Origin of the sequence: Streptomyces regalis, assembly GCF_001509475.1 — a bacterium.
Taxonomy (GTDB): domain Bacteria; phylum Actinomycetota; class Actinomycetes; order Streptomycetales; family Streptomycetaceae; genus Streptomyces; species Streptomyces regalis.
The window spans coordinates 1-25,043 of record NZ_LLZG01000416.1; the positions used below are offsets into that span (position 1 = coordinate 1).

The 25,043-nt window shown below is 70.1% G+C and carries 27 protein-coding genes; 7 read left to right on the plus strand and 20 right to left on the minus strand.

The genetic code is table 11. From position 1 onward, the window contains the following. From ADL12_RS47320 to ADL12_RS47345, 6 genes are all read right to left on the minus strand, one after another. Positions 1-237 (minus strand): hypothetical protein (locus ADL12_RS47320; RefSeq protein WP_159053108.1); only part of this gene is annotated, 237 nt, incomplete at its 3' end. A 43-nt stretch (positions 238-280) separates the two neighbouring features. Then, positions 281-1,504 (minus strand): amidase domain-containing protein, encoded by a 1,224-nt coding sequence (locus ADL12_RS47325; RefSeq protein ID WP_062715273.1) that lies wholly within the window; start codon positions 1,502-1,504, stop codon positions 281-283. A 427-nt stretch (positions 1,505-1,931) separates the two neighbouring features. Continuing rightward, entirely contained in the window at positions 1,932-2,291 is a 360-nt protein-coding gene (locus ADL12_RS47330) for a hypothetical protein (protein WP_062715274.1), read from the minus strand. Then, on the minus strand, positions 2,288-2,767 hold the full coding sequence (locus tag ADL12_RS47335; RefSeq protein ID WP_062715275.1) for a hypothetical protein: 480 nt from the start codon (positions 2,765-2,767) through the stop codon (positions 2,288-2,290). Before ADL12_RS47335 ends, ADL12_RS47330 begins: the two co-directional genes overlap by 4 nt. A 390-nt stretch (positions 2,768-3,157) precedes the next feature. Next, positions 3,158-3,895, minus strand: coding sequence for a hypothetical protein (locus ADL12_RS47340; protein ID WP_062715277.1), 738 nt, complete (start codon positions 3,893-3,895; stop codon positions 3,158-3,160). Positions 3,896-4,001: 106 nt separating this feature from the next. Next, entirely contained in the window at positions 4,002-5,471 is a 1,470-nt protein-coding gene (locus tag ADL12_RS47345) for an alpha/beta fold hydrolase (RefSeq protein WP_159053514.1), read from the minus strand. A 203-nt stretch (positions 5,472-5,674) separates the two neighbouring features. Here ADL12_RS47345 and ADL12_RS47350 point away from each other — a divergent pair, with 203 nt between their 5' ends. Then, positions 5,675-6,676, plus strand: coding sequence for an ArsR/SmtB family transcription factor (locus ADL12_RS47350; RefSeq protein ID WP_062715281.1), 1,002 nt, complete (start codon positions 5,675-5,677; stop codon positions 6,674-6,676). Positions 6,677-6,759: 83 nt separating this feature from the next. On the opposite strand, the gene ADL12_RS47355 is transcribed toward ADL12_RS47350, so the two are convergent. Next, positions 6,760-7,443, minus strand: a complete 684-nt coding sequence (locus ADL12_RS47355; protein WP_159053515.1) for a hypothetical protein — start codon at positions 7,441-7,443, stop codon at positions 6,760-6,762. Between the two features lie 190 nt (positions 7,444-7,633). Further along, on the minus strand, positions 7,634-8,215 hold the full coding sequence (locus ADL12_RS47360) for a DUF3558 domain-containing protein (protein ID WP_079052675.1): 582 nt from the start codon (positions 8,213-8,215) through the stop codon (positions 7,634-7,636). 164 nt (positions 8,216-8,379) lie between these two features. Here ADL12_RS47360 and ADL12_RS47365 point away from each other — a divergent pair, with 164 nt between their 5' ends. After that, on the plus strand, positions 8,380-9,147 hold the full coding sequence (locus ADL12_RS47365) for a class I SAM-dependent methyltransferase (RefSeq protein WP_062715287.1): 768 nt from the start codon (positions 8,380-8,382) through the stop codon (positions 9,145-9,147). Between the two features lie 113 nt (positions 9,148-9,260). Here the strand turns inward: ADL12_RS47365 and ADL12_RS47370 are convergent, their stop codons facing one another. After that, positions 9,261-9,611, minus strand: a complete 351-nt coding sequence (locus tag ADL12_RS47370; protein WP_062715329.1) for a trypco2 family protein — start codon at positions 9,609-9,611, stop codon at positions 9,261-9,263. A gap of 138 nt (positions 9,612-9,749) precedes the next feature. Here ADL12_RS47370 and ADL12_RS47375 point away from each other — a divergent pair, with 138 nt between their 5' ends. The 5 genes from ADL12_RS47375 to ADL12_RS47395 all read left to right on the plus strand — a co-directional run bounded on the left by ADL12_RS47375 (position 9,750) and on the right by ADL12_RS47395 (position 17,376). Then, positions 9,750-11,090 (plus strand): S1 family peptidase, encoded by a 1,341-nt coding sequence (locus ADL12_RS47375; protein WP_079052676.1) that lies wholly within the window; start codon positions 9,750-9,752, stop codon positions 11,088-11,090. A 103-nt stretch (positions 11,091-11,193) separates the two neighbouring features. After that, positions 11,194-13,539 carry a tetratricopeptide repeat protein gene (locus tag ADL12_RS47380; protein ID WP_062715289.1) on the plus strand — a complete coding sequence of 782 codons (2,346 nt, stop codon included), beginning with the start codon at positions 11,194-11,196 and terminating at the stop codon, positions 13,537-13,539. A 122-nt stretch (positions 13,540-13,661) separates the two neighbouring features. Further along, positions 13,662-15,098 (plus strand): hypothetical protein, encoded by a 1,437-nt coding sequence (locus tag ADL12_RS47385; RefSeq protein ID WP_244188305.1) that lies wholly within the window; start codon positions 13,662-13,664, stop codon positions 15,096-15,098. Further along, positions 15,095-16,129 (plus strand): hypothetical protein, encoded by a 1,035-nt coding sequence (locus ADL12_RS47390; protein ID WP_107120222.1) that lies wholly within the window; start codon positions 15,095-15,097, stop codon positions 16,127-16,129. The genes ADL12_RS47385 and ADL12_RS47390 overlap by 4 nt, the downstream gene beginning before the upstream one ends. Then, on the plus strand, positions 16,126-17,376 hold the full coding sequence (locus ADL12_RS47395; RefSeq protein ID WP_062715292.1) for an extracellular solute-binding protein: 1,251 nt from the start codon (positions 16,126-16,128) through the stop codon (positions 17,374-17,376). Before ADL12_RS47390 ends, ADL12_RS47395 begins: the two co-directional genes overlap by 4 nt. A 272-nt stretch (positions 17,377-17,648) precedes the next feature. Here the strand turns inward: ADL12_RS47395 and ADL12_RS47400 are convergent, their stop codons facing one another. The 11 genes from ADL12_RS47400 to ADL12_RS47450 form a co-directional block, all read right to left on the minus strand. After that, on the minus strand, positions 17,649-17,942 hold the full coding sequence (locus tag ADL12_RS47400; protein ID WP_062715294.1) for a hypothetical protein: 294 nt from the start codon (positions 17,940-17,942) through the stop codon (positions 17,649-17,651). A gap of 62 nt (positions 17,943-18,004) precedes the next feature. Then, positions 18,005-18,397 (minus strand): PIN domain-containing protein, encoded by a 393-nt coding sequence (locus ADL12_RS47405; RefSeq protein ID WP_079052677.1) that lies wholly within the window; start codon positions 18,395-18,397, stop codon positions 18,005-18,007. After that, on the minus strand, positions 18,394-18,675 hold the full coding sequence (locus tag ADL12_RS47410; protein ID WP_062715296.1) for an Arc family DNA-binding protein: 282 nt from the start codon (positions 18,673-18,675) through the stop codon (positions 18,394-18,396). The genes ADL12_RS47405 and ADL12_RS47410 overlap by 4 nt, the downstream gene beginning before the upstream one ends. Positions 18,676-18,720: 45 nt before the next feature. Further along, positions 18,721-19,350 (minus strand): OmpA family protein, encoded by a 630-nt coding sequence (locus ADL12_RS47415; protein ID WP_062715298.1) that lies wholly within the window; start codon positions 19,348-19,350, stop codon positions 18,721-18,723. An 8-nt stretch (positions 19,351-19,358) separates the two neighbouring features. Then, complete coding sequence (locus ADL12_RS47420; RefSeq protein WP_062715300.1) at positions 19,359-19,940, minus strand: hypothetical protein; 582 nt, start codon at positions 19,938-19,940, stop codon at positions 19,359-19,361. Between the two features lie 16 nt (positions 19,941-19,956). Continuing rightward, positions 19,957-20,601 carry a pilus assembly protein TadG-related protein gene (locus tag ADL12_RS47425; protein WP_062715302.1) on the minus strand — a complete coding sequence of 215 codons (645 nt, stop codon included), beginning with the start codon at positions 20,599-20,601 and terminating at the stop codon, positions 19,957-19,959. Continuing rightward, positions 20,601-20,798: a hypothetical protein gene (locus tag ADL12_RS47430; RefSeq protein WP_062715303.1), complete on the minus strand. Its 198-nt coding sequence runs from the start codon at positions 20,796-20,798 to the stop codon at positions 20,601-20,603. The genes ADL12_RS47425 and ADL12_RS47430 overlap by 1 nt, the downstream gene beginning before the upstream one ends. Positions 20,799-20,954: 156 nt before the next feature. Beyond that, complete coding sequence (locus ADL12_RS47435) at positions 20,955-21,686, minus strand: LuxR C-terminal-related transcriptional regulator (RefSeq protein ID WP_062715337.1); 732 nt, start codon at positions 21,684-21,686, stop codon at positions 20,955-20,957. Between the two features lie 96 nt (positions 21,687-21,782). Further along, complete coding sequence (locus ADL12_RS47440; RefSeq protein WP_062715338.1) at positions 21,783-22,670, minus strand: DUF5936 domain-containing protein; 888 nt, start codon at positions 22,668-22,670, stop codon at positions 21,783-21,785. Between the two features lie 42 nt (positions 22,671-22,712). Next, positions 22,713-23,660: a type II secretion system F family protein gene (locus ADL12_RS47445; RefSeq protein WP_062715305.1), complete on the minus strand. Its 948-nt coding sequence runs from the start codon at positions 23,658-23,660 to the stop codon at positions 22,713-22,715. Positions 23,661-23,693: 33 nt separating this feature from the next. Beyond that, positions 23,694-25,031: a TadA family conjugal transfer-associated ATPase gene (locus tag ADL12_RS47450; RefSeq protein ID WP_062715307.1), complete on the minus strand. Its 1,338-nt coding sequence runs from the start codon at positions 25,029-25,031 to the stop codon at positions 23,694-23,696. Positions 25,032-25,043 lie beyond the last annotated feature (12 nt).

The following is a 25,043-nucleotide window of genomic DNA, read 5'->3' on the forward strand; positions in this document are numbered from 1 at the left end:
GGTCCACCGGACGTCCCAGTCCTGTGCACCGTACGCCTTGATCCGGGCGCGGGCGTCCCGCGAACCCTGGGGGTGGGCGTCGAGCAGCCGGGCCAGCCCATCCTGGTCCGAGGCGTTGAGGAACCCTACGTAGTCCCGAAGGAAGCGGTCCTGGTCGGCAAGGTCAGGAGACTTCGCCGTCTCGGAGCCGTCTCCGCCGCCGCACGCCGTGAGCAGTACCGCACAGAGGACGGCCATCAGCAGTCCGGCGCGACGCCGCCACGAAGGGTGTCCGCCTCCGTCAGGTGCGGAAGGCGTAATACGTCGCGTTCGGGTAATGCGCCACAAGGCTCCTCACCGACTTCCGGTAGGTGTTCTGCGAGTGGTAGGTCAGATAGGGCACCCCGCCACTCCTGTACGTGACGATCATGGAGTGGTCCTTGGACCGGTTGCCGGTGAAGTCCATCTGAAGGATGTCCCCGACTCCCAGCTTGTAGACGTTGTCCAGGTTGTAGGCCCGGTCGCTGTAGAGAGCAAAGGAAGCCCAGTAGTTGACGTTGACCCAGGATGTCGTCTGGTTCGAGGAGTTGTACCACCAGTTCTTGTAGCTCTTGTACCAGCCGGTGTCGTTCTTCCAGCCGCCCGCCCGCAGCGCCTGGCTGATGAAGTTGGTGCAGTCGCCCCCGACGTTGTTGAACTTGCGGTAGTTGGAGTTGTAGTTCTTCCAGTACTTCTCCGCGTACTTCGCCATGGCGCTGTAGTCGTAGCTCGCCCTGGTGCCGGCCTTGGCCTGGGCCTCGACGCGGGGCTGCGTGGCGCCCGCCGCTGTTTCCTGGGGCGCGGGGCCGTCGGTCTCAGGCTCGCCGCCCTCGTCGATTGGCTCCTCCGCCGTGGCGGCGGACGTGGGGCCGCTGTCCCCTGCGGCGTCCACGACCGAGTTGACCGCGGCCGGCCCGCCGTCGTCGAGAGGCGTGATTCCGGTCAGTTCCCAGGTGCCGTCCGGCGCGGCGACGAAGGTCAGCTCGTGCCTTGCCTGGAACCCGGTGGTCGGCGGCTCGTCGCCGTGGATCTTCTTGTACGTGAGCATGGTGGTCTCGGTAACCTGGGCAGTCGCCCGGTCGCCGGTCACCTTGACCTCGTCCACGTCGACCTCGGTCTCGGCTGCCGTGTACGCCTCTTCCAGAGCGGCGAGCCGCGCCTTGCGATCCCGCAGGACATCCGCCGAGGTGTCCTCCTTGCGAGCCATGCGGCTGGTGACATGCACATCGCCCTTCAGGGGCAAGGCCGCACCGGCCCGCCGGGACGCCTGAGCTCCGTCCAGGAGCGCGGAGGTCCGTCTGGTCAGGACGGTGTCCGCGAGGGCGGCGAAGTCATCGGTGGTCTCGGCATCCACGGTACGTGCCGCCACCGCCGTGTCCTGATCGGCGCCGTGCGCGGCCTGCGCTACCGCGGCGGGCGGCAGTCCGGCCAGCAGAGTGGCACCGAGCGCCAGTGCGGTGGCACGTCTGTATCTCCCGTTTCTCACTGCATTCCCCCAACTCCGGCCTCAAGTAGGCCAGTCAGGAGAATATTGACACCTATGATCCCTTCCTGTGCGGTCTTTTCGCACGCGCGTTCCCCAATGTCGGGGTTCCGCTTCGGACTCCGCGGGGCCGTGCGCGAGCACAGGGCTTGCGCAGGCGGAGGGTGCGGCGACAGACGGTGACGGCGCGGGGGTCGTCCGGCCACCTCCCGTAGTGGGCCCTGGTGACGTGACCGTTGGGGCCGCCCGCTTCTTTGCGCGGATCTCCCAGCGGATCCGCAGTCTGCGGAAGTGGTGCAGGAGGGCGAACGCGCGCTCGGCCACTCATCGCTGCGTGCCAACGGTGCGGCCGTAGTCGGGCACCGTGCAGGTCCCTGACGTCAACAACCCTTGAGGAGCCGGTTGTTCCAGAGCCGGTTGCCGTGCGGATTCAGGAGCGGTCCGTGGCGCGAGGATGTCCCGTGCCGGCGAAAGTAATCCAGCAGGTGTTGCGGGCGTCGTCCAGGAGATACCAGACCCGTCCGCCTCCGGTCACCTCGATCTGCCACTGCTCACAGGTCCGTCCCCGATGGGAGCCGTGCGCCAGACTGCCCTTCAGGCGGTGGTGACGGGATGTTTCCATGGCCGACCGGGGATCCGTACGCATGGCGAGCCAGGCCCGGTACGTGTTCTCGCGCGCCTGCTGGGCCAGGTTTTCCCAACCCTTGGCCGAGGCCGCATCCGCGAAGCGCACCTCCCACTGGCCTTCCGGTGCCGGTGGTGCGACGCGGTCGCCCCGCCCCGCACTCACGTGACGTCCCGCGGGTCCGGCACCGGCCCGTAGTCCTCGGCATGGTCCCTCGTCAGCGCGGCAAGCAGTTCGGGGTCGGAGTACACCTCGGCTGTGTGCTGCCAGGCGACGAGCAGCTGGGCGACGGACGCGCTGTTGCCGACGGAGTCGGCGGCCCGCATCGTCTCGACCAGTTCGACCGCGAACGCGTGGAGGTCGGCCTCCGGCAGGAAGCGGACCCACGGGAAGGCGTCCGGCAGGATGTCCAGGAGCAGCTCCACGCTTCCGGGTTCCCGGCGTGCCATCGCGGCCAGCATCCGGGTCGCGGCCGACACCACTGTCTGGTCCTGTTCAGCTCGTGCGGCTGTGGTCAGGACCAGGTCTTCGCCGTCTCTGCGGTGCAGCAGTAGTCGCGGCGATTCCTTGAGCCTGGCAAGCGTCTGCTTGTTCTTGTTCACCAGCTCGGAGAAGTTCACGGCAGCGTTCTCGGTGGACATGACTTTGAAAGTACTTCGAAAGTTCGCTGGCCGCCATCGCCCGTACGAGGGACATGTCCGGACGACACCTGAAGTCACAGCGGGAGCGGCTGCCCTCAAGGGGCCGGGGTCACTGCGGCAGATCCCACACCGTCGCCTTGAGGCGGACCTTCCCCTGGCCGGTCACCAGAAACGGCACGAAGTCGAGGTCGACGTACCCGGAGGCGCCGTAGGCCGAGTTCACGACCACGTCGCCGGGGCCGAACCGGACGGAGACCGTGGGCGCGGCGCTCGCCCCGTTCTGCCCGCCGGGCTCCCCCAGAACGCAGGTTGGCCGCTGCCCGACCCGGAACCCGCCCTGCTGGTGACGGAAGCGCCGTGAGCGTCGCGCCTGGCTCTGCCGGACCGCCCTCAGCGACGGCGGAGGATCGCCCCGATCACGAAGGTTCCGATGTACGCCCCGAACGGCAGGACCATGCACAGCGCCAGGGGGTGGAACACGATGTCCGCGAAAGCGTTGGGGTCGGAGCCGTCGTACACGCCCGAGGCCAGCGCGATGAGGAAGAGCACGATCCCCAGCAGGAGTCCGCCGAACATCATCTTGACCGCGATGTGCACCAGGGGTGTCGGATACCTGCGCACGCGCGCGATCTTGTCCGCCGCCTCGGGTACGGGGGCCCAGTCCTCTCCCCTGCGCAGCATCCACACCTCGCGCAGGGCCGCCACCTCGCCCGCGAGGTCGGGAATGTTGCGGTCGTTGAGGTGCGGCAAGGTACGCCGCCGGCCCGACGCGTCGTACAGCACGACGATCCGGCTCGGCGCTCCTTGCGCCCCCGCCCCTGGGTTCACCTCGATCTCGATGCCCTGCACGTCCGGCCAGGCCGTGGCGCGGCTGCGGAACGCTCCCCGGGCCGTCAGATGGGTCTCGTCGCTGATCGTCGCCGTCACTCTGACCAGGCGCACCACGAAGAGGAACAGGGCGGCGAGCGCCGCGCCGACGGCGGCGGGGACGATGACCGGCACCTCGTCGTCCAGAGCCATCCGCGCGGTCAGCCCGATGCCTGCCACGAAGGGGGCGGTCAGGCCCAGCCACAGCCAACTGCCGCCCGAATAACGGTACTCACGACGGTACGAGTCATCAGCGATCACGGGCGCAGGTTAGCCACCGGGTCGCGGGACCGGTCCCGCCGCGCGGGATGAGAGACACTCAGCCCTCGCGGTTGTCCGTGTCAGGCGTTCAACCACCCCGCGGTCGTCACCCCCGCAAGAGGAAGTCGAACACCGCCTCACGCCCCTCATCGCTCGCCGCCCTGCTCTGCACCGAGTGCGCGGCGCCCCGTACCACCACGACCCGGGCCCGCGGTGTCAGCTTCTTCTGGTCGTACAGCCACTCCAGTGGGGTCGACAGGTCCCTGTCTCCGCCGAGGAGCAGTACCGGTACGCCCGGCAGGCGGCGGTGGTCCGGCGGCAGGGGCGGGGCCGGCGTGCGCGGCCAGTGCAGACAGCTCAGCATCGAGCCGAGGCCTGTCGCCGTGGCTGCGTCGAAGGGGCCGTAGTCGGCCGGTGTCAGCTCCGTGGCTGCCTTCTGAAGTGCCTCCTGGCGCCCCGCCATCGGCGCGTTCGACCTGCCCCACGGATAGCGGCCGTCCAGGCACAGGGTCGAGGCATGCAGCCCCTGGCTCAGCTCCTGCGCGGTCGCCGCGTTACCCTGCCGCGTCCCCGCGATCAGGCCCCGCAGCGGTCCGTGGTCGCCGCCCGCCGCCTTGTGCAGGGCGTCGATCATCGCCGCGTAGTTCGGGTCCACGAACCCCCAGGTGGTCAGCGCGTCCAGTACGTCGACGCCGTCGCCGTCGCCGTCGCCGTACGCGTCCACCACCTGGGCCAGGTCCGCCGCCGGGTCCGTCGTGCACGCGATTGCCTTGCATGCCGCCGCCAGTACGCGCGGCGCCGCCCGCATGGCGGCGAGGTCCATCGGGTCGTAGCCGGTCTGCGGCACCACCGAGTCCAGCACCAGCCGTGCCACGTGCTGGGGGTACGCCAGGGCGTACCGCTCGACGGTGTACGTGCCGTACGAGACGCCGTCGAGCGTCAACTTCCGTACGCCCAGCGCCCGGCGCAGCAGATCCAGGTCGGCGACCGTGTCACCCGTGCTGTAGAAGCGGCGGCTCGGACCGATGGCCGCGGCGCAGTCCGTCACCGCTCGCGCCGTGGGCGGTGTGAGGTCGGACGCTCCCATCTCCTTCTGCAGCTGCGGGCATTGCAGTGCGTTGTCGCCGGTACCGCGCTGGTCGATCATGACGAGGCGGTAGTCCTTCAGCACCGGCGCCAGCTTCTCGCTCAGCCGTTTCACGTACGGCACACCCGGCTGTCCCGGACCACCTGTCAGGAACAGCAGCACGCCCTTCGGGGCCTTGGCGTTATCCGCCATCGCGACCTTCAGGCCCAGTCGGCCCGGCGTACTGCCGCTGTGGTCGAGCGGGACGGTCAGTGTGGCGCAGGTGTAGCCCTCCAGGCCGGGGCAGGCCGCGGCGCCGGAGAGTCCCCCGCTCTCCCCGACGGTTTCCGCGGCCGCCCGGTCCTGTCGGTCCTGCGCCGTCGAGGTGCAGGTCCCCGACAGCAGCAGGACGCCTGCGGCGGCCAGGGCGATCGTCGCCAGCGATCTGGGCCGACGTATCCCCCGTACCTGCGGTGTTCTTCGCAGCCCCGGCACCCGTGTCCGTCGCACGTCCGCTCCCCCTCGGCTCGGCTCCATGACCAGGCCATCAGACTGCGGGAAGCAGGCCTGCCGCCGCGAGCTTCCGTGCCACGATTCGAGCAGGTTCGAATGGATGGCCGGGGACGGTGCAAACAGACGGCCGGGACAGACGAGGACGAACCAGGAACAGACGGGGACAGGTGGGGACAGGCGGAGGCGGTGGCGGGAGGGTCATGATCGAGCTCACCGTGGACGCCACGGGACTGGCCCGCTCCCGGTTCGCCGTGTCGCCGTTGCACGAGGCTGCCGCCACGCTGCTGCCCTGGGGCCTGCGTCCGGGCCCGGACGCCGATCCGTGGGTCGCGCGCGCCCGCCGTGTGCTGCGGCGGGCCCGGCTGCCGTTGCTGTCGGAGCTGGCCCTGGACGGTGGCGGCTACGTGCCGGATTTCCTGAGCCCGCATCCGTCCGGGCCCTCGCCCACCGTCGAGGAGGAGCTGGAGCAGGTCCGGGCCACGCCGCCCGAGCGAGTCCTGGGCGAGCTTGAGGCGTTGCGCGACGGGCGCCCGCGCAACGGTCTGGCCGGTGCGGAGCTGCCCGCGGCGGTGCGGCAGGCGATGGCGCGGGGCGGCGGCTACGTGGCCCGGCAGGCGGCCGACGAAATGCGGCGCTACTGGGAGCTGGCCTTCGCCCCGCACTGGGAGGCCGCGAAGGCAGCCCTGGACGCGGAGGTCGACCGCTGCGCAGGTGTGCTGGCCCGGCACGGAGCGGCGGGGCTCTTCAACTCACTGCACCCCGGTGTCCGTTGGGACGACGATGGCACGCTGCGCGTCGACAGTCGGTTCACGGTCGCCCTGCCCGTGCCCCTGGTGGTCGTGGTGCCGTCACTGGTTGCGGCGGAGCCGGGCGTGGCCGTGGATCCGACGCAGGGCGGACGGAGGCCGCCCATGCTGGCGTATCCCGTGCGCGACACAGCCATCACCAAGTCCATCGCCCCGGCGGCCCCCGCCGCCGAGATGGCCAGGCTGCTCGGCCACACCCGCGCCGGGCTCCTCGCCTCGCTGGCGCAACCGGCCTCCACCGCTCAGCTGGCAGCACGTCACTTCCTCAGCCCCGCCACGGTGTCGTACCACCTGGGCGTGCTGCACCGGGCCGGCCTCGTCGCCCGCGCACGGTCCGGCCGATCCGTGCTCTACCGCCGTACACCGGCGGGGACCCGGCTGGCGGGGAACCACTAGGCACACCTGCCTTCCTCAAGCAGGGCGGGGGCTTCGCGATCACTGCGGTTGGCCGGGAGCGGCTGCCCCTCAAGGGGCCGGGATCACTGCGGCAGATCCCACACCGTCGCCTTGAGGCGGACCTTCCCCTCGCCCTCCACCGGGGCACTGATCACCCGCAGATACGCGGTACGGCCCTCGCCGGTCTGCACGCAGAAGGCGACGTCCCGCGCGAGGTCGAGTTCCGACAGCTCGTTCTTCTGGAGCTGGGTCACGCACTCCGCCTCGCTCGGCTCACTCGCGCCCGCCGGCAGGGGCGCGATCTGCCCCTCCACGTCGACCGGTTCACTGCCCGTGGGGTCGAAGGCGAGGTCACTGCCGTCGGTCGACCGGCCGGTCACCAGCAACGGTACGGAGTCGAGGTCGACGTAACCGGAGGCGCCGTAGGTCGAGTTCACGACCAGGTCACCGGGGCCGAACCGGACGGAGGCCGTGGGCGCGGCGCTCGCCCCGTTCTGCCCGCCGGGCTCCTCCACCGGCGTACCGGATGCCGCGGGAGAGTTCTGCTGCGTGGCCGGAGACGAGATGGCGCCGCCTGCCCCGGAGTCGTCGTCGGAGTTGTTGCTGAGGACGGTCAGCAGTGTCGCCACGGTGCCCAGGAGCGGGATGGCGATGCCGATCACCCACCAGGCCCATGCGGGTTGCCCGGACGAACCACCCGGGGAGGGCGGAGGGGACGAGGGCGGGGGCGGCATGGCGCCGTGCTGCGGGATGCCCGGTGTACTCAACTGCGTTCCTCGGGACGTGATTCGGTCAACTGGCCGACAGATTAACGAGGGAGACGGCGTTTCGGGAGATCGTCAGTGGGGCCCACCTCGACCGGGCAGTGGCCCCCGTGCCCACCTCGACCGGGCAGTGGCCCCCGTGACGTCTGCGACAGCGATCGCCCTGCGGACATCAACATTGCTGACATCAACATCAAGGAGTGGTCTTCGGAGGTGCGGTGGGTGTCGCATCCAGCAGGTTCTGACCGCGGATCTCCTGGACCGCGGACGCGCCGATCGCTTTGACGCGTTCGCAAGCGGCGTCGGCAGTGGAGGGAGGCGTGTCACCCACGACCACTTCGACGACCGTTCCCTGCTCTGGGAGGAACGCCGCCGCGCAGGCCGGCCTGACGTCACTCTTGCCGATGACGACACCCTCGCCACCGAGCTCCACGTCGTCTTCGCCCGGCACGGGAAAGGCTTGGCCGAAGTCGACCAGTGTCTGGGAGTCCCATCTGACCAGGATCATCATCGCGAACTTCGCGGAGGTCCACGCGCAACTGCGGGACGTTTCGCTGACGTCCTTGCCCGCCCGCTTGAGGTCGTAGGTGGTCACCTGGGGCCTCGGGAGGAAGGAGCACGGGTCGGCGTCCCGCACGCTGGTGGGAGGCGGGGCCGTGCTCGGCGACCCGCTCGGCGACGGATCCTCCGTTCTGCCGCAGCCGCCCAGGACCGCCGTGGCAAGCAACGAGACCGTCATCAGACGAACCGCTCGGGACGCAGGTGTACGAGTCATGTGCGGCAACGTACGGATACCTCAACGGGACCGGTCCCGAAGCGGCGGAGGGCTGGGGCTTTCCACACCTGCGGTTCTTCTTGCGGCCTGCCTCAGTTCTCGACGGAGGCTGTGAGGTCGTAAATCCGTTGCCGGAGCATCAGCATCTTCGATCCCATGGCTGCATGACTGCTCATGACTGCCGTGCGAACCATGTGGAGCAGAACCGACGCTATTGGGATGACGAGGCGGCTGCGTGGCACGAGCCGCTCGCCCGCGATCACTGGTCACAGACGGAACCGCGTTGGGGGTTGTGGGGCACCCCTGAGTCACAGGTCTCCGTGCTTCCCGACGGCATAGGCGGGATGCGCACGATTGAGCTGGGCTGCGGTACTGCCTACGTTTCCGCTTGGCTGGCCAGAGCGGGGGCCCGTCCGGTCGGGATCGACCTCTCGGAGAAGCAGCTCGCCACTGCTCGCGCGATGCAGGCGGAGTTCGGCATCGACTTCCCCCTTGTCCTGGGCGCGGCTGAGAAGGTGCCCTACGAGGACAACACGTTCGATCTGGCGATCAGCGAGTACGGCGCCTCATTGTGGTGCGACCCCTATCAGTGGATCCCGGAGGCGGCCCGGCTTCTCGTTCCTGGAGGCCATCTGGTGTTCATGCGCTACTCACCGCTGTTCGCACTGTGCGTACGGCCGGAGGGGGCGGCGTCCACCACCCTGTCTCGCGCACAATTCGGCCTGACTCGGCTGGACTGGGGGAACCACGTGGAGTTCGTCCTGCCGCATGGCGAGATGCTTCGTCTGCTTCGGTCCTCCGGCTTCCTCGTCGAAGACCTGATTGAGGTCCAGGCACCCCAGCCCGCACACCGGGACTACGCAGAGGTTCCGGCTGACTGGGCCCGGCAATGGCCGAGCGAGGAGATCTGGAAAGCTCGGCTGGCAGGCTGACAGGCCGTCGCAGGCTAACAGGCCGTCGAGGTCGCCGCATCGGACAGGGCTGGCGTTCGACACTGTCTGTCTGATCCTGTTCAGCGCGTGCGGCCCGCAATAGGGACACCCGCTCAGTCGCGGGAGACGAACCCCCCGTCCGACCCGGGCGGCTGCTGCCCGGCAGCATCCTCCCGGCTCACCTCATGATGACGCCCGTCCGGCCGCGGCAGCGGCTTGAGGTCCACCTGAATGCGATGTGTGGCGTCATGGCTCACCGCCCCGCCGAGCCGTGCCTCGACCACGCCCAGCCGCAGACCCGCCCCGCCCTCCCCGGCACGGTGGAACTGAACCGAGAACTCCAGGCTGACCTGCTCCACACTGAACCGCCAGCCGCTGGCCATGCCCTCTGCCTGGGCCCGCGCCAGCTCGGCACGGACCGTGCCGATGGCCTCCGCAAGCCCGACCGGTTCCGTATCCCTCATGCCATTCCCCATGCCGTCTCCCACGCCACCCTCACGCCCATCGCCACGCCAACTCACCGCCGGATTCCCTTGATTGGCCGATCCAACCTGGTCACGAGTCTAGGGACGCACCATGCTCCACGCGTAGGGTGAAGCACTATGGGGGAGCTACGCGCAGACTGGAGGCTCAGGTTGCGGCGCGGCGGCGCGCGCGGCCCCATCGTGGGCGCCGGCGTGCTCGTCGACCAGTACACGGCGCTGACCTGCGCGCACGTGGTGCGCGATCCGGACGCCGTGATGTGGCTGGAATTCGCGGAGAACCGCGACCTCGAACCCGTGGCCGCACGGGTTCTGCCCGGCGGGTGGCTGTCGGAGGCGGAGGGCGGCGAGGACGTCGCCGTGCTGCGGCTGGAGAGCCCGCGCCCGCAGGCGCGCCCCGCCCCGCTGGAACCCCGGCTGTGGGGCGGCATGGAGGTGTCCGCGACCGGCTACGCGGAGGGCTTCGATGAGGGCATGACCTTGTGGGGTCGCATCAGCGGGGCCAGCGGCGAGCGGGTGCAGCTCGACGCCGTCGCCAAGGCGGAGGTGGTGCGTGCGGGGTTCAGCGGCGCCGCCGTGTGCACTCGGCCGGACGAAGGGCGTCCCGCGCGCGTCGTCGGCCTCGTCGTCAGCTGGCGCGGTGACATGGGCGAGCTGCTGCCCGAGGACAACCGGCTCGCCTTCTCGTATCTGATCCCCGTGGATCGAATCGCTGAACTCTCGCCCGTCATACAGGAGTTGAGCAGCCCTAACGCCTGGGATCACGGCTTCGAGGAGCGGCTGACCCGGTGGTTCGCGGACCCGGACGAGGAGCCGGTGAAGATCACCGTGGTGCCGCCGGGCAGTGGCAAGGACCGCTCGCTGCGCCATCTGCGGCACCGCGCCGATCTCGTGTACCGCGGCGGCGGGCGTGGCGGCTCCAGCAGGCCGGACCTCGCCGACCACGCCCTGGAGCACATCGCCTTCCCGCCCGGTCAGTACCTGGCGTACTGGGACTGGCTGCTCGGCACCAGGCGCCGCCCCGCGCAGGCACCCGCCCTCGCGGCCGACCGCCCACCCCCCACGCTCCTCATCGACGGCCTCGACGAGGAGCCCGAGCCCGGTCCCCTGATCGAACTCCTCGCCCGGCTGCGGGAGTGCGGCCTCCGGCTGCTGCTCGCCTTCCGCCAAGCGGGCGGCACCGGCTGGACCGCGGCCTACGAGGTACTCCTGCGGCCCGCGCTCCTCGGCCACGCGGACGCGCTCCTCACGCGTCTGAAGAGCGCGGAGATCAGCCACGCGATCAGCCTCGGCGTCGTCGGCGCCGACTCGATCGGCCCCGCCACCGAGACGGCCGACCGGCGCCAGACCGAGCGCCGGCTGATCAACGAACTGATGGACCCGCAACAGCAACTCACCGCGCTGCACGAGCTGATCAGCACCCTGCGCGCCGACCTGCGGCGCCACGGAGGCCGGGCATGAAGCCGGGGATGGGGCCGGACATCAGGCCGGACATGAGACCAGGCATCAGGCCAGGCATCAGGCACCCCACCCGATCGGCGCCCGCGAGGAGGACAACGGGACGATGACGCAGCGCGCGGCACCGCGCCCCTGCCCGCACCGGCGCTTCACCGGAGCCTCCTGCGGCGGCTCCGTCCTGCCCACCGGGCACTGCGCCGAGTGCGGCCGCCACGAGAACGGCCCCGGACTGCCCCGACTGCCCGCGGACCCGTGGGACCTCGGCCCCCGGGAGCTCCTCGCACTGCCCGAGCGCGAGCCGCGCTCCGAACGGGTACGGCTCATCGATCCCGAAGCTCCGCTGCGTATCCGTATGGACTGCTCGTCCCCTGAGTGCGGCGTCGTCTTCGCCCCTCCCTATACCGAGGGTCCGGTGCCGATCGAGGGGTACTGCCCGGCCTGCGGCGAGCCCTACTCGTACCGGCCGGAGCTCGCCGAGGGCGATGTGCTGCGCGACCAGTACCGGATCATGGGGCCCATCGCGCACGGCGGCCAGGGCTGGGTCTATCTCGCCGAGGACACCCACCTCGGGGACGTCGTCGCCGTCAAGGGGCTGCTCAACCGCTACGAGCGCGACGGCGCCCGGCTCGCCGACGTCGAGCGGCGCAACCTCGTCGCCATCCGCCATCCCCGGATCGTCCAGATCCGCGACTTCGTCGCCCGGCGGGACGGCACCGGGCAGGTGACCGGCGGGTACGTCGTCATGGACGACGTCGGCGACGGCACCCTGGAGAAGGTCGTCGAAGAGACGCGGCGGGGGGAGCGGGCCCTCGGGGAGCGGGTCCTCGACATCGAGGACGTCGCCGCGTACGGCTGCCAGATCCTCGAAGCCCTCGGCCATCTGCACGCCGGTGGGGAACCGGTCTTCGTGTACGGGGACATGAAGCCCTCGAACGTCGTGCACCACCGGGACGGCGTCAAGGTCATCGACCTCGGCGGCATGCGCGAGCAGGGCCGGAGCGAGCCGCCCGCCCATGTCACGCCCGGCTACATGGCACCCGAGACCGAGTCCTCCGGTCTGCCCACCGTCGCCCACGACCTGCACACCGTCGGCGCCACGCTGCGCGACCTCGCCGGCTGGGCCGTCGACGAGGTGCCCGGGCTCGGCGCCGCCTCCTTCTGGTGGGTCGTCGAGCGCGCCACCCGGCCCGACCCGGACCTGCGTTTCGCGAGCGCCCAGGACATGGCGGGCCAACTGCGGGGCGCTCTGCGGGAGATCCGTGCCCTGCGCGGCAAGAGCGACCCGCCCGAGCCCTCCCAGTACTTCCGGCCGTCCCCGCGGCTGCTCGGCGCCCGGCTCGGTACGGTGCCGGGCATCGAGCACTGGCTCGACCGCCCGCGCCGCGACCGGTACGAGCCACCCGTAGCGCCCGCCCTCGACCTCGGCGCACCCACTCCCACGGAGATCGCGCGCTGTCTGCCGGTGCCGGTGCACTATCCGGGCGATCCACAGACCGCGCGGTTCGAGGTGAGCAGTGGCTACGATCCGGGCCGACTCCTCGGCCAGGACGGCGAGAAGCCCACCTCGGTGGAGATCTGCCTGCACAACGCGCGCGTCCTGCTGAGCCGCAACGGGCGGGACGACCTGGAGCGCGCCCAGGAGGAGCTCGACACCGCCGACGCCATTCCCGGGCCGCGCGCCGTGCGCCGATGGCGGATGGAGTGGCACCGCGCCCTGATCGCGCTGCGCCGCGCCGACCTCGACGCCGACTCGCGCCAAGTCGCCGTCGCCAAGGACCACTTCACGCTGGTCCACCTCGACCTGCCCGGCGAGTACGCGCCCAAACTGGCCCTCGCCTACTGCGGCGAATGGCTGGGCGACGACAGCATGAGCGGGCCCACCGCCAAGGAGTTGTACGAGGCCGTGTTCGCCCGCAACGCCTCGCACGGCGGAGCTGCCCTGGGCCTGGCCCGGCTCGCGCTCCGTGAGGGGGATCGCGGCGCGGCCCTCGACGTGCTCGGCCGGGTCCGCGCCGGCTCCCTGGACCACACCGTCGCCCGCATCGCCTCCCTGCGCATCCGCGCGGCCCGGCTGCCCAGCGGTGCCGATCCGCTGCCCGCGCCCGCCGAGGTCGACGCGGCGCTGACCGAGCTGCGCGGCCTCATGCGCCGCAACCCGGGCGTCGGCGAGCCGAATCTGTCCGAGGACGAGGCGCTGCGCCTGAGCATCGAACTGAACGAATGGAAGCTGGATGCGCTGCACAGCCGCAGTGACGCGCCCGGGCCCCCGGGCCGTGGCGCCGGGCGGCTCGGGGCCCGCAGCCTGAGACGCCTGACCCCGCAGGAGCGCGAGGTGCGCGCGCTGATGGAGCGGCACTACCGGCAACTGGCCGCACATCACCGGGAGTCGGCCGCCGCCCACGAACACCTCGTGGACCTCTCTCACGCGGTACGGCCCCAGACCGCGATCTGAGCACACGGCACGCGCCCCGCACGGCAGCAACGGACAGGACGGCACCACACCCGGTGCAAACGGCGCCGAACGCGAAGGACGACAAAGGCGAAGGACGACGAAGGCGAAGGCGAAGGACGACGATGGCGAAGCACGACGACGGCGAAGGAGCGGTGACGTACGACATGAGCAGCCCCATCCGGCCGCCGCACCTGGGCATTCAGCTGCACGTCGACCTCGACCGCGATCTGCGCCCGCACCGCAGCGCCAAGATCGAGGCACATCTGCGGGTCGATGTGACCGCCACCGGTGCCGCCGCCGAGCTGCCGGCCGTCGAACTCGCCGTGATCATCGCGCTGGACGTCGCCGAGACCCACCGGGCGGCCGTCCGGCGCGCCCTGCCCGCCGCACTGCGGGCCCTGCCCGACGGCATCTCCTTCGCCGTGCTCGGCAGCGGCGGTCCCGAGCCGGCCCGGTGCTATCCGCTGGGCGGTGCCGAGTGGGCCGTCGCCGACCAGAACCACAGACGCCGGGCCGCCTTCGCCGCGGGCGCGGTCCCGCTGCACCGGGACGGTCCGCGCCCCGCCGGGTACGCCGCCTGGGCGGCGAAGGCACGCGCCCTGCTCGCCGCCCGCCCCTTGTCCGTACGCCATCTGCTCCTGATCACCGACGGCAGCAGCGCCCCGGGCGAGACCCGGCTGCAGGAGGAACTGGACGCCTGCGCCGGGCAGTTCACCTGCGATGTGCTCGCCGTCGGCGCCGACTGGTCCCCCGACCCCCTGCTGGCCCTCGCCGAACGGCTGCACGGCACCGCCGAGTTCGTGGATGACGGCCTCAGCTCGGCGATCACCGGCGCCATCCGACGTCTGCGCCGGGTGCACGCCCCCCAGCTGCCCATCGAGGTGACCGTGCGGCCCGCCGTCCGTCAGGTCTCCCTGAACGAGAAGGCGCCCCGGCCGCACCGGCTCGGCGGGCTGCGCCGGCGCGGCCGGCCCCATCTGTGGAGTTTCCCCACGTACCAGTGGGAGCCGGGCTCGCGCGATTATCTGCTCACCCTCGTCGCCGACGCCGACGCCGACCCGCTGGAGACCGACCTGCAGTTCGCCATGGTCTCCGTCGGCGATGTCCATGTACCCGTCACGGCCCGCTGGCATCACCCCGAGCGGCCGCCCCCGCACGGCCCGGCGGGCAGTGGCACCCTGCGCGGCCTGAAGACCACCACCTTGATGCGGGACGCCCTGCGCAAGGGACTCATCGCCGTCCGGCACGACCAAGGGGACGCCGCCGAACGCCACTTGGGGCAGGCCGCACGCCTGGCGGCGCGGCTCGGCACACAGTGGGTGCTGGACGAGATCGACGAGGTCGCCGTCATCGAGGACGCGGTGGCAGGACGTGTCCGGCTGCGCCCCGCTGTCGACACCGACACGCTCGCCCCGATGCTCCTGCGCGCCGGATCCCGTCCGGGCGGAACTCTGACGGACATCGCCGGTGCGCTGCCCGGCCCGCGCTGCGGCCACTGCGACACCCCGGCCGGGAGCGAGGCCCGTTACTGCATCAAGTGCGGGGAGAAACTGCTGTGACGACCGGACACGCCGCCGCCATCTGGCACACGCACTCCCCGGCAGCCTTCTGGCGGGGGCACCTGAGGACCTGGCGGACCCGTCGGCTGCTGGAGGTGCACCTGCTGGTCCTGACGGTGTGCGCGGCCGTCGCGGCGAGTGCCCTGCTCATCTCGTACCGCCAGACCCAGCAAGCCGCCCAGACACTCGCATCCCGGGAGGCGCCCGCCGTGCAAGGGCTCGCCGCCACCCGGCTCGCGGTGCTGCGTGCCGACCGGGAGGCCCAGTCCCTGGTGCAGCAGCGACTCGCCGACGTCGCAGGCTCGGGCGAGACCTACCGGGCCCAGCTCTCCGCGGCCGACCAGGGGCTGTCCCGCATCGCGGACCGGACGGACCAGGATCTCGGCACCGTCAACGGTCTGCTCGCCTCCTACAGCAACTCGATCACCCTCGGCATGACCACGTACCGCGACCAGCAGCTCATGCGGCAGCAGAAGCTCGCCGAGGCCCGCTCGCTGCTCACCCGCGACCCCGTAGGACTCACGTCCCGGCTGGACCAACTGCAGCGGAACCAGTTACAGCACGCCGAGGCCGCCGCCACCATGGGCTGGGTGCAACGCAGCGGCTGGTGGATCGCCGAACTCGCCCTGGCTGCCCTGGCGCTGACCCTGCTGTCCGCACTGTTCGTGCTGCGCGACCGCTGCGGCCGCGACTGGAACCCGTACCTGCTCGCCGCCTTCGTCCTCACCGTGCTGCTGGCGATCGTCCCGCTGCTGACGGCGTCCTCCGCCCAGGACGACCTCGACGGTGTGCGCGCGGATCTGCAGCAGATCACCGATATCTCCCGGCAGCCCTACTCCAGCGGCGCGGAGCCGGCCCAGGCACAGCGGACGGTCACGGAGAAGTCCGAGGAGGTCCGGCGCGAGCTGGCCGACGGCGCCTGGACCGGCAGGGTGTACCAGGGCACCTTGATCGGCGGCCTGCTGGTCGTCGTCCTCCCTGCGGTGGGGCTCGGTCTGCGGCTCGACAACGACTACTGGAGGCGACGGTGACCCGGCCCTTCAAGCTGCTGGTGCTCCTCGTGGTGCTGCTGCTGGTCTCGGGCGCCGGCCTGGTGGCGGTCTGGGCGCAGCGGGACGCCGAGCAGCCGGTGACCATCCTCGGACCGTGGACCGACAACCAGGAGAAGCAGTTCGAGCAGGTACTACGGAGCTTCGGCATCCCCTTCGACTACCAGGGCACCGCGGCCCAGCGCGAGGTGCTGCTCTCCAAGGTGCAGTCGGGCGAGCCCCCGGACATCGCGATCATGCCGGGCGTCGGCGAGCTCGCCGAGTACGAGGACCAGGGCCTGCTCACCGAGCTGGACGGCCTCTACGGCGAGGAGGAGTACGCCGCACCCTGGAAGTCGGCGGGCAAGACCTCGGGGCACGTCTACTGGGTCCCGGTCAAGGCGGACGTGAAGAGCGTCGTCTGGTACCGCGAGAGCGACGAACCCGCCGGCTCACCGGCACCGCTGGAGAGCTGGTGCATCGGCATGGGCGACGACGGCGCCTCCGGCTGGCCCGGCAGCGACTGGATCGAGGACCTGGTGCTGCAGAGGTCGGGCCCGGACACCTACGGGCGGTGGGCGCTGGGCCAGGAGAAGTGGACCGGCGAGCCGGTGCGCGCCGCCTGGGAGGCGTGGGCCGGCCTGCTCCGGCAGAACAGGGAGGCGGCCAAGCTCGCCCTGCTCACCGATCACCGCGGGCTCCCGGGCGAACACGGTCTGCTGTTCTCGGGCTCGGGCTCGGGCGGGTGCAGCCTGGAGCACCAGGGCTCCTTCGCCCGCTCGTTCTACGACGGGAAACCCGCAGCCCTGACCGACTCCGCTCCGCTCCTGCCCGGGGGCCCCTACCCGGTCCGGGCCCACGAGGTGACCGGTGACTTCGCCGCGCTGTTCAGCGACCGCTCCCAGGCCCGGAACCTGATCGAGAAGCTCGCCTCCCGAGAGGGCCAGCGGACGTGGGCCGAGTTCTCGGACGTCTTCTCGGCGAATCGCCATGTGCCGGCGAAGGACGGCCCGCTCGGGCGCGCGATCGCCGACAGGCTCATCGGCAAGCGCCCCCGCTGCCTGGACGCCTCGGACGTCATGGCACCCGCCGTGCGGGATGCCTTCTACGAGGCCGCCCTGCTGACCATCGCCCGGGCCGCGGACGAAGCGGATCTCGACATACCGGGCCTCCTCAAAGATCTGCAGAGGGTGCAGCAGGCACAGCCCGAAAGAGATGCGGCGCTGGAGACGGTGTGCAGTACGCCGTGAGCGCACGGGACGCCCGAAAAATCTACCCAAAAGGTATTGACTTTCCTCATTTCTAGCGGATTGTGATTACTAGACCACAACACCGAAAGAGCCACAAAGTCGGCAAGGACGTCTAGTCGGCGGAGTGACTTGGACAGGATGTGGTTCAGGCCCCCGGCAAGCCGGCGCGACACCGAGGCAGCAGTGACGACTGAGGCTTCAGGACACGCGCAGCACTACCGGGGACTGTTTTTGCCCTCCGAAGCCTTCGCACGAGTCCGGCCGTGGATCGGTCATTCTCCATCGACGTGGGGCCGGATCTCCACGGTGAAGGCCGCGTCCTCGGGGCCGTCGCCCTCCTTGTCCTCCCAGACGATCACGCGCACATGCCTCTGCCCGGTGCCGCCCACCTCCCACTCGGTCACCAGGTCGGTGATGACGAGGGCGGCGACATACTCGGCGGTCTCATCGGGATCGTCGGTGATGATGCTCCCCTGCCACCGCTCAGGATCGGCGCCGTAGGAGCGCCAGCCCTGCGAGCCATGCGGCTCGTCGACCCGGTACACCCAGCCCTTCTCGGTGCCCATGGCACCGATCCTTCCACTCAGGGGAACCACGCGCCGCATCGGATCGACCGGAGTCGGACCTCTCAGCGGTTCAGGTCCATGACCCCGACTCCCAGCCCGGCATAGGCCTCCGGCGCGACAGTGGCCACCAGCGCTCCGTCGGGGAGCATCGGGTTCGGTCGCGCCACGTGTACGGCTGCGGCGACACCGCAGGCAACACCGTCGCGCATCAGCTCGGCGACGGTCATGGCCATCGCGTAGTCGTCGTCCATGATGCGGAGGACGTCCAGCAGTACACCCGCGTGAGCCACGATCCCCGCACGCTCGCGCTCAGCCTCCACGAGGCACAGGACAGGCACCCACAGGCGCACGTCATCGCTGGACGCCGCGGCATGGATGAGGCCGGAGACCTGCTTGTTGCCCCCCATCGCCAGCAGTGTGGGACTGTCGAGGACATAGTGCTCGCTCTGGTTCAACGGGACGACTCCGCCTCCGTGAGAGCAGCCCGGTGTGCGGCCGTGGCCTCCCGCATCTTGCGCCGCATCTCCGCGGATTCCTCGTCCGTCACGTAATGCCCGAACCGCTCGGCGAGAAGGGTACGGGTGCGATCGGCCCGCTCCCTGATCTGCTCGGGGGTCAGGGTCTGAGCTGCTATTTCCTGCATGAGGGCACGGAGACTGGTACCACGCGCCTCGGCCACGGCGGCGAGCTGGTCACGGACTTCGGCGGGCACACGGATCATGACGTCAGACATGGCGCAAGTATACGTGACGTATACGCCTGGCGCCCCTTGTCGCGGTCAGCTCTCCGTGCGCGGGAAGGAAACCTCGACCCTCCGGTTCTTCTTGCGGCCGGCTTCCGTCGCATTCGAGGAGATCGGGTACTGCTCGCCGTAGCCCCGCACCTCGTACGTGACCGTCGAGTCGTTCAGCTCCGATTCCAGGACCCCCTGTACGGCGTTCGCGCGCTTCCTGGACAGGATGTCGCCGTGGGCCGAGGAGCCCAGGTTGTCGGTGAAGCCGAAGACACGGATCCGCGTGGCGTTCTGGGTCTTGATCTCCTCGGCGATCTCCGAGATACGGGCCTTCGCCTCGCCGGTCAGCTTCGCGCTGTCCTTGGGGAAGAGAACCTCCGCCTGGAGCGCGAACTTCACGTCCGCGTTGGTGTCTTCGCGGCGCTCCTCACCGGCCTGGTCCTCGACCACCTGCTTGATGTCCAGGACCTTGGGTTCGGCGAGGGTGGCGCCTTCCGGGAGTTTGAGGTCGGGGTCGTTCGCGTCGACTTCGACGGGGGCGGAGGCTGTGGCTTCGGTACCGGGCGGGACGCTGGGGTCGTCGGCTGCGTCGGCTGTTGTGGCGCCGATGATGTGGGTGGCGAGCATGACTGTGGCGGCGGTGAGGGTCAGGGTGAGGCGCGGGGTGCGGGTCATGGTGGGCCTCACCCGGAGATCTGGATGGGGGCGGCGGCGAAGGTCGGCAGTTGGAAGGTGACCTCGGTCGTGTCTGTGGGCGGAGAGGGGAACTGCATGAACACGGCCAGGCTTTCACCGGACTTGAGGGTCGAGAAGCCCGTGGTGGTCAGCGGTCGGCCGTCCGTGTCACGTAGTACGTAGTACCGCTTCTTGCTCTTCGAGTCGACGAGTGTGGCGCCTCCGAGGGACCGGCCGTTTCTGGTGATCTCGGTCTCGTTGCCGCTCAACGCAGACGGGACCGACATGCTCTTGGCCCCGTCGTTCTTCAGGCTGCCGTTCACAGTGACGAAGCCACCGGAATCACGCTGAGCCGAGGTGATCTGGAGGAGCAGTCCGTCCGAGCCCTTCAGCTCCGCCAGGGGCTCGTCCGTCTGCCCCTCCTGAGCACTGGGCTCGGATACACCGTTCGTGGTGGCGGGCGCCGAAGTCTTCGGCTTCTTGCCGCCGTCCCCGCCACTGCCGCAGCCGGCCACGCCGAGGGCCAGTCCAGCCGCAACGGTCAGCGCGACCATCCCCCTGTGGGCCTTCGCCGTGAACCGCATGCTCATGCCTCTGCTTCCTTAGTCACTCGTCGTTCGCTGGTGAGTCGGCCAGATGGACGTCGAAGAGGTCCTCGGGGTCCGGAAGGGTGGTCGGATCCTCCGGGTCCGGGTCCCAGTTCCCGTCCTCACAGGTGAGTCGCGGGAGTGGCAGCACTTCGTTTCCGTCGCCCGGCTCGGCCTCGTCCCCGGCGTCTTCACCGGGGAGTTCGAACGTGCAGCGGGACTCGATCACGGCAGTGGCGGATGCCTTCGACTTCACGTCTTCCGTGCCGGGGACGATCGAGTCGCCGACGGGCTTCGTGGATGTGACGGTGACCGTGTAGCCGAGGGGCTCCGCCGTATCACAGCCGTCGACAGCAGCGTCGTTCTGCGCCGCCAGCTCGTACGCCCGCCAGCAGCCGCCGGGCTGCACCCCGATGCCGTCGAAGATGTCCTGCCACTTCGTCGGGTCGAGTACGTCCTCCACCCACTTGCCCGCGAGTTGGTCCCGCGTGTCCAGTGCCGCCGCCAAAGCCGCCGCGTCCGCCGCGGTCTGGGCGCCGTTCCGGTTTGCCGCGGCCTGGCCGACCGCAAGGTACGCGAACGCGAGAAAGAGCAGGCCCGCCACCACCGTGATGTAGATGGGGAAAGCCTGCCCTGCGTCGCCGCCGTACCGGGACGGCCGCATCAACCGCCGGTCACTTCGGTGATCTTGTCCGTGATCGCGTCGAAGATCGTCTGACCGATGTCCGTTCCCACAATGGCCAACACGATCGCCACCACAACCGCGATGATCCCCAGATACTCCACCGCCGTCTGCCCCCTGTCGTCGCGAGCGGCACGGGAGCGCAGGTACTCGACGGTGGTGTGGATCCAGTTGCTCATGGTGTTCCCCTCTGGTGTTCGGCGATCGTCGAGCGCCGGGCTCGCAAGTCTTGGAACAAGTCTTGCGAGAAAAGTAAGCGGAAATACCCGAAACACCAGAGGGCCCCTGGACCCGATTCCGGACCCAGGCCGAAAACCGTCGCTGTGCCATCGCCGTCAGCTCCGTCCTGGGGGTGAACCCGGGGCCCTGCCCAGCCACTTGGCGGTGGCCTGCGCACGGCTGGTGCTGTGGAGTTTGGCGAAGATGCGGTTGATGTGGTTCTTGACCGTCTTCTCGCTGATGAAGCAGGTGGCGGCGATCTGCTGGTTGTTCATGCCCGATGCGATGAGGTCCATGATCTCCGCCTCCCTCCCGCTCAGCTGGAACCGCGACCGGTACGACGACTGTCCCACATCTGGTTGCATTTGCGAAAGGCGTTCCGGGGAATTGCTTGCGGTGGTTGATAGTTGGGGGTTTGCTTGCGCTAGTGCTGCAGTTGCCCTGGGAGGGATGTCCCGTACGGCCTCCACCAGTTCGTCCGTCGTGAACTCACCGTGGACCAGGTAGCCGACGGCCCCTCGGCGCATCGCCTCCCGAACCGTCGCCGTCTCCGTCTCCGACTCCGACTGCCCGCTGTACGTCAGCATCATCACCGGGGCGATGCGGACGAGTTGCGGGAGTGCCGTGATGCCGTCCCTCCCCAAGCTACGGACATCCAGGAGAACCATGTCGGGGCCGTGGCGGCGGGCCGCCTCGTGGGCCTCGTGGCCGTTCGTCGCCTCGGCCACCACGGATATGTCCGCGTGAGTGGAGAGGAGGGCTGTCAGGCTCACTCGGACCACCGGGTTCGCGGCAGCAACCACGAGCCGCAGGGGAGTGGCAGCGAGAGGCGGCTTCCGCTCGCTCATGGAACCACCTTCGCCCAAGTCCGCGGCACGCACAGCGTCCTCGTCCTCGTCATCGTCCTCGTCCTCGTCATCGACACAGACCTCACCCGCCCCCACCTACTCCCCCGTCAACGACCCGAAGTCCGTCCCCGACCCCAGCAACAGCCCCGCCCCCAGCAGAATCATCGTCGCCGGAACCATGAACGTCGTGATCATCATCGTGGCCTTGGGCACCGCCCGGGCCGCCTTCCGCCGGGCGTTCTGGGCGTCCGTCCGGCGCATGTCCTTGGCCAGCGCCACCAGCGTGTCGACGATCGGCGCGCCCAGTTCCTCCCCCTGCTGGAGCGCCGTCACGAACATGGCCACCTGTTCCGAGTCGTTCCTCCGCCGCAGCTCCGCGAAGGCCTGGCGGCGGCTCATGCCGAGGTCCATCTGGCGCAGGGTGATGCGGAGTTCGTCGGCCCAGGGGCCCTCGTACTTCGAGGCGACCCGGTCCAGTGCCTGGCGGAAGCCCAGGCCCGCGCTCACCACGACCGCCAGTACGTCCAGGAAGTCGGGCAGGGTGCGTTCGATCTCGTCCTTCCTGATCCGGATCGCCGACCAGATGCCGACCTCCGTCCAGAAGGCGCCGAAGGCCAGCAGCAGCAGCGCGACCAGCAGCTGGCCCCGGAGCAGGAACACCAGGAAGCCGACCGCGCCCAGGAAGCCGTACACCGCGCGCCTTGCCGCATAGCGGTCGATGGTCAGGCCGCCGGGGTTGCCCGCGAGGTCGATCTTGCGGCGGTACTTGGCGACCAGCTTCGGGCCCATCAGGCGCAGCACGGCGGGGGCGTAGCGCATGCCCATGCGGTCGATGAGCGAGTCCACGGCGCCGGTGCGGGTCGCGCCGATCTCCAGGGCGAGTGCCAGATCGCCGGGCAGTTTCGCCTCCGCGCGGTACATGCGGATGCCGGCGAAGATCCCCCACACGCTCAGGGCCATCACCAGTGCCAGGAGAAGTCCCAGTTGTCCGAGTCCCATTGTCTCGTTCGCCTCCCTTCCCGCGGCTCAGACGTCGATCCGCGACAGGCGGCGGATCATGATGAAGCCGACCGCGTACAGGCCGAACGCGATCAGCACCGCCGCCTGGCCGAGCGGCGAACCCGTCATGCGGTCCAGTGCGCCGTCCTTCACCCCGTTCATCAGGAACAGGGAGCCGACACCCATGACCGGGACCGCGTACGACGTCATGTTCACCTGGGAGAGCTGGGTACGGACCTCGCGTCGCGTCTCCTTGCGCTCCTCCAGCGTCTCCGTGAGGTTGCGCAGCGCGCTCACCACTTGGCCGCCGGCCCGGTTGGACAGCACCAGCGTGGTCACCAGGACGACCAGCTCGCGGGACGGCAGGCGTTCCGCCAGCTCGCCCAGGGCGTCGTCCATGGAGGCGCCCAGCGCCAGTTGGTTGGAGACCTTGGCCAGTTCCTCGCCCGCCGGGGCCTCCAGCTCCTCCGCCGCCATGCCGATGGCCGTGCGCAGGGCGAGACCGGCGTGCGCCGCATTCGCCAGGATGCGGGCCAGTTCCGGGAGTTGGCTGATGAACTTCTCGATGCGCTTCTGGCGCTGCCAGTTGAGGAACTGGACAGCCGCCCCCACGCCGAGCAGGCCCGCGATCGGGCCGAAGAAGGGGGCCAGGGTGGCTTGGCCGATCAGCCACAGGCCCGCCACCGTCGCCAGCATGTAGGCGAAGAACTCGCCGGGGGTGACGTCCAGGCCGGTTGCCGCCAGCCGCAGCTCCAGCCGCTTTCCCAGCTTCGTACGGCGCAGGCGGCGGTCCAGGTCCGTGAAGCGGCGTCGGCGGCCGCCGGATCCGGTGATCTGGCCGGTGGCCGTCAGGCGGTCGACCAGGGCCTGGCGCTGGGCCCGGCCGGCGGCGTACGCGTGGACACCGACCACGGCCAGGGCGCAGGTCAGCAGGGCGACGCCGGTCGTGAGGGTGATGCGGGTCTGCAGGTCCATAGCGACGGTATGAGGTTCCATGGCAACGGGTTCCTACCTGGCTTCTCTGGTGGCGAGCTCGAGTGGGGACTGGGCGACGCCGAAGGCCTGGGGTATCGGCTGGCTCGCCATGTAGAGGCGGTCCGCGGTGCGGCGCGGGAGGGGGAAGTACGCGAAGGCGCCGTGGACGCGGCCGTCCGGCGTCATGGGCTGGGCGTGGAAGCGGGCCGCCGTCGCCAGGCGGTACGGCTCCGCGCCGTGGCTGTCCAGGAGGGCGATCTCGGTGATCCTGCGGGCGCCGTCCGGGAAACGGGTCAGCTGGATGATCACGTCCACCGCGCTGTTGATCTGGTCGTGCAGCGCCTCGAACGGGACCGTCACGTCGGACATGGACGCGAGGGTCTTCAGGCGCATCAGGGCGTCCTCCGTGCTGTTGGCGTGCACGGTGGCGAGGGAGCCGTCGTGGCCGGTCGACATCGCCTGGAGCATGTCCAGGGACTCGCCGCCGCGGACCTCACCGACGACGATGCGGTCGGGGCGCATGCGCAGGGAGTTGCGGACCAGGTCGCGGATCGTGACCTGGCCCTTGCCCTCGACGTTCGGCGGGCGCGACTCCAGCCGGATCACATGGGACTGCTGGAGCTGGAGTTCGGCCGAGTCCTCGATGGTGATGATGCGCTCACGCTCGGGGATCAACCCCGACAGGGCGTTGAGCAGCGTGGTCTTTCCCGTGCCCGTCGCGCCCGAGACGATGATGTTGAACTTCGCCTGCACCAGCCCGGCCAGCAGATACACCATCGGCTCGTCGAGCGAGCCGAGGCCGGTCATCTCGTGCAGGGTGAAGGAGCGGGGGAAGCGGCGGATCGTCAGGGTCGCGCCGGTGAGGGACAGCGGCGGGATGATGACGTTCACGCGCTCGCCGGACGGCAGACGGGCGTCCACCATCGGGTTGGACTCGTCGACCCGCCGGTTCACGGTCGAGACGATCCGCTCGATCGTCTGCATCAGCTGGTCGTGGGAGGGGAAGCGCAGCGGCAACTGCTCGACGCGGCCCGCGCGTTCGACGAAGATCGCGTCCGGGCCGTTCACCATGATCTCGGTGATCGACGCGTCCTCCAGCAGCGGCTCCAGGATGCCGAGGCCGAGTGCCTCGTCGACGACCCTGCGGATCAGCTGCGAGCGCTCGACCGTGGACAGCACCGGGCCCTCACGGCTGATGATGTGCCCGAGCACCCGCTCCAGGCGGGCGCGGCGCTCGGCCGCGGCCAGTGAGCTCATCTCCGCGAGGTCGATCTCCTCCAGGAGCTTGGCCCGGTACGAGGCGACCAGGTGGCCGTCCTCGCCCCGGCCGGGGTTCTCCTCGGGGGTGTTGATGCGTGACCTCAGGCTCATGTGGATCCTCGT

Bases quoted from the DNA above. Each gene is read 5' to 3' on its own strand.
- ADL12_RS47335 (WP_062715275.1), bottom strand. From the start codon at position 2,767: ATGTCCACCGAGAACGCTGCCGTGAACTTCTCCGAGCTGGTGAACAAG.
- ADL12_RS47350 (WP_062715281.1), top strand. From the start codon at position 5,675: ATGATCGAGCTCACCGTGGACGCCACGGGACTGGCCCGCTCCCGGTTC.
- ADL12_RS47360 (WP_079052675.1), bottom strand. From the start codon at position 8,215: ATGACTCGTACACCTGCGTCCCGAGCGGTTCGTCTGATGACGGTCTCG.
- ADL12_RS47365 (WP_062715287.1), top strand. From the start codon at position 8,380: ATGACTGCTCATGACTGCCGTGCGAACCATGTGGAGCAGAACCGACGC.
- ADL12_RS47370 (WP_062715329.1), bottom strand. From the start codon at position 9,611: ATGAGGGATACGGAACCGGTCGGGCTTGCGGAGGCCATCGGCACGGTC.
- ADL12_RS47375 (WP_079052676.1), top strand. From the start codon at position 9,750: ATGGGGGAGCTACGCGCAGACTGGAGGCTCAGGTTGCGGCGCGGCGGC.
- ADL12_RS47380 (WP_062715289.1), top strand. From the start codon at position 11,194: ATGACGCAGCGCGCGGCACCGCGCCCCTGCCCGCACCGGCGCTTCACC.
- ADL12_RS47385 (WP_244188305.1), top strand. From the start codon at position 13,662: ATGGCGAAGCACGACGACGGCGAAGGAGCGGTGACGTACGACATGAGC.
- ADL12_RS47400 (WP_062715294.1), bottom strand. From the start codon at position 17,942: ATGGGCACCGAGAAGGGCTGGGTGTACCGGGTCGACGAGCCGCATGGC.
- ADL12_RS47410 (WP_062715296.1), bottom strand. From the start codon at position 18,675: ATGTCTGACGTCATGATCCGTGTGCCCGCCGAAGTCCGTGACCAGCTC.
- ADL12_RS47415 (WP_062715298.1), bottom strand. From the start codon at position 19,350: ATGACCCGCACCCCGCGCCTCACCCTGACCCTCACCGCCGCCACAGTC.
- ADL12_RS47420 (WP_062715300.1), bottom strand. From the start codon at position 19,940: ATGAGCATGCGGTTCACGGCGAAGGCCCACAGGGGGATGGTCGCGCTG.
- ADL12_RS47425 (WP_062715302.1), bottom strand. From the start codon at position 20,601: ATGCGGCCGTCCCGGTACGGCGGCGACGCAGGGCAGGCTTTCCCCATC.
- ADL12_RS47430 (WP_062715303.1), bottom strand. From the start codon at position 20,798: ATGAGCAACTGGATCCACACCACCGTCGAGTACCTGCGCTCCCGTGCC.
- ADL12_RS47435 (WP_062715337.1), bottom strand. From the start codon at position 21,686: ATGAGCGAGCGGAAGCCGCCTCTCGCTGCCACTCCCCTGCGGCTCGTG.
- ADL12_RS47445 (WP_062715305.1), bottom strand. From the start codon at position 23,660: ATGGACCTGCAGACCCGCATCACCCTCACGACCGGCGTCGCCCTGCTG.
- ADL12_RS47450 (WP_062715307.1), bottom strand. From the start codon at position 25,031: ATGAGCCTGAGGTCACGCATCAACACCCCCGAGGAGAACCCCGGCCGG.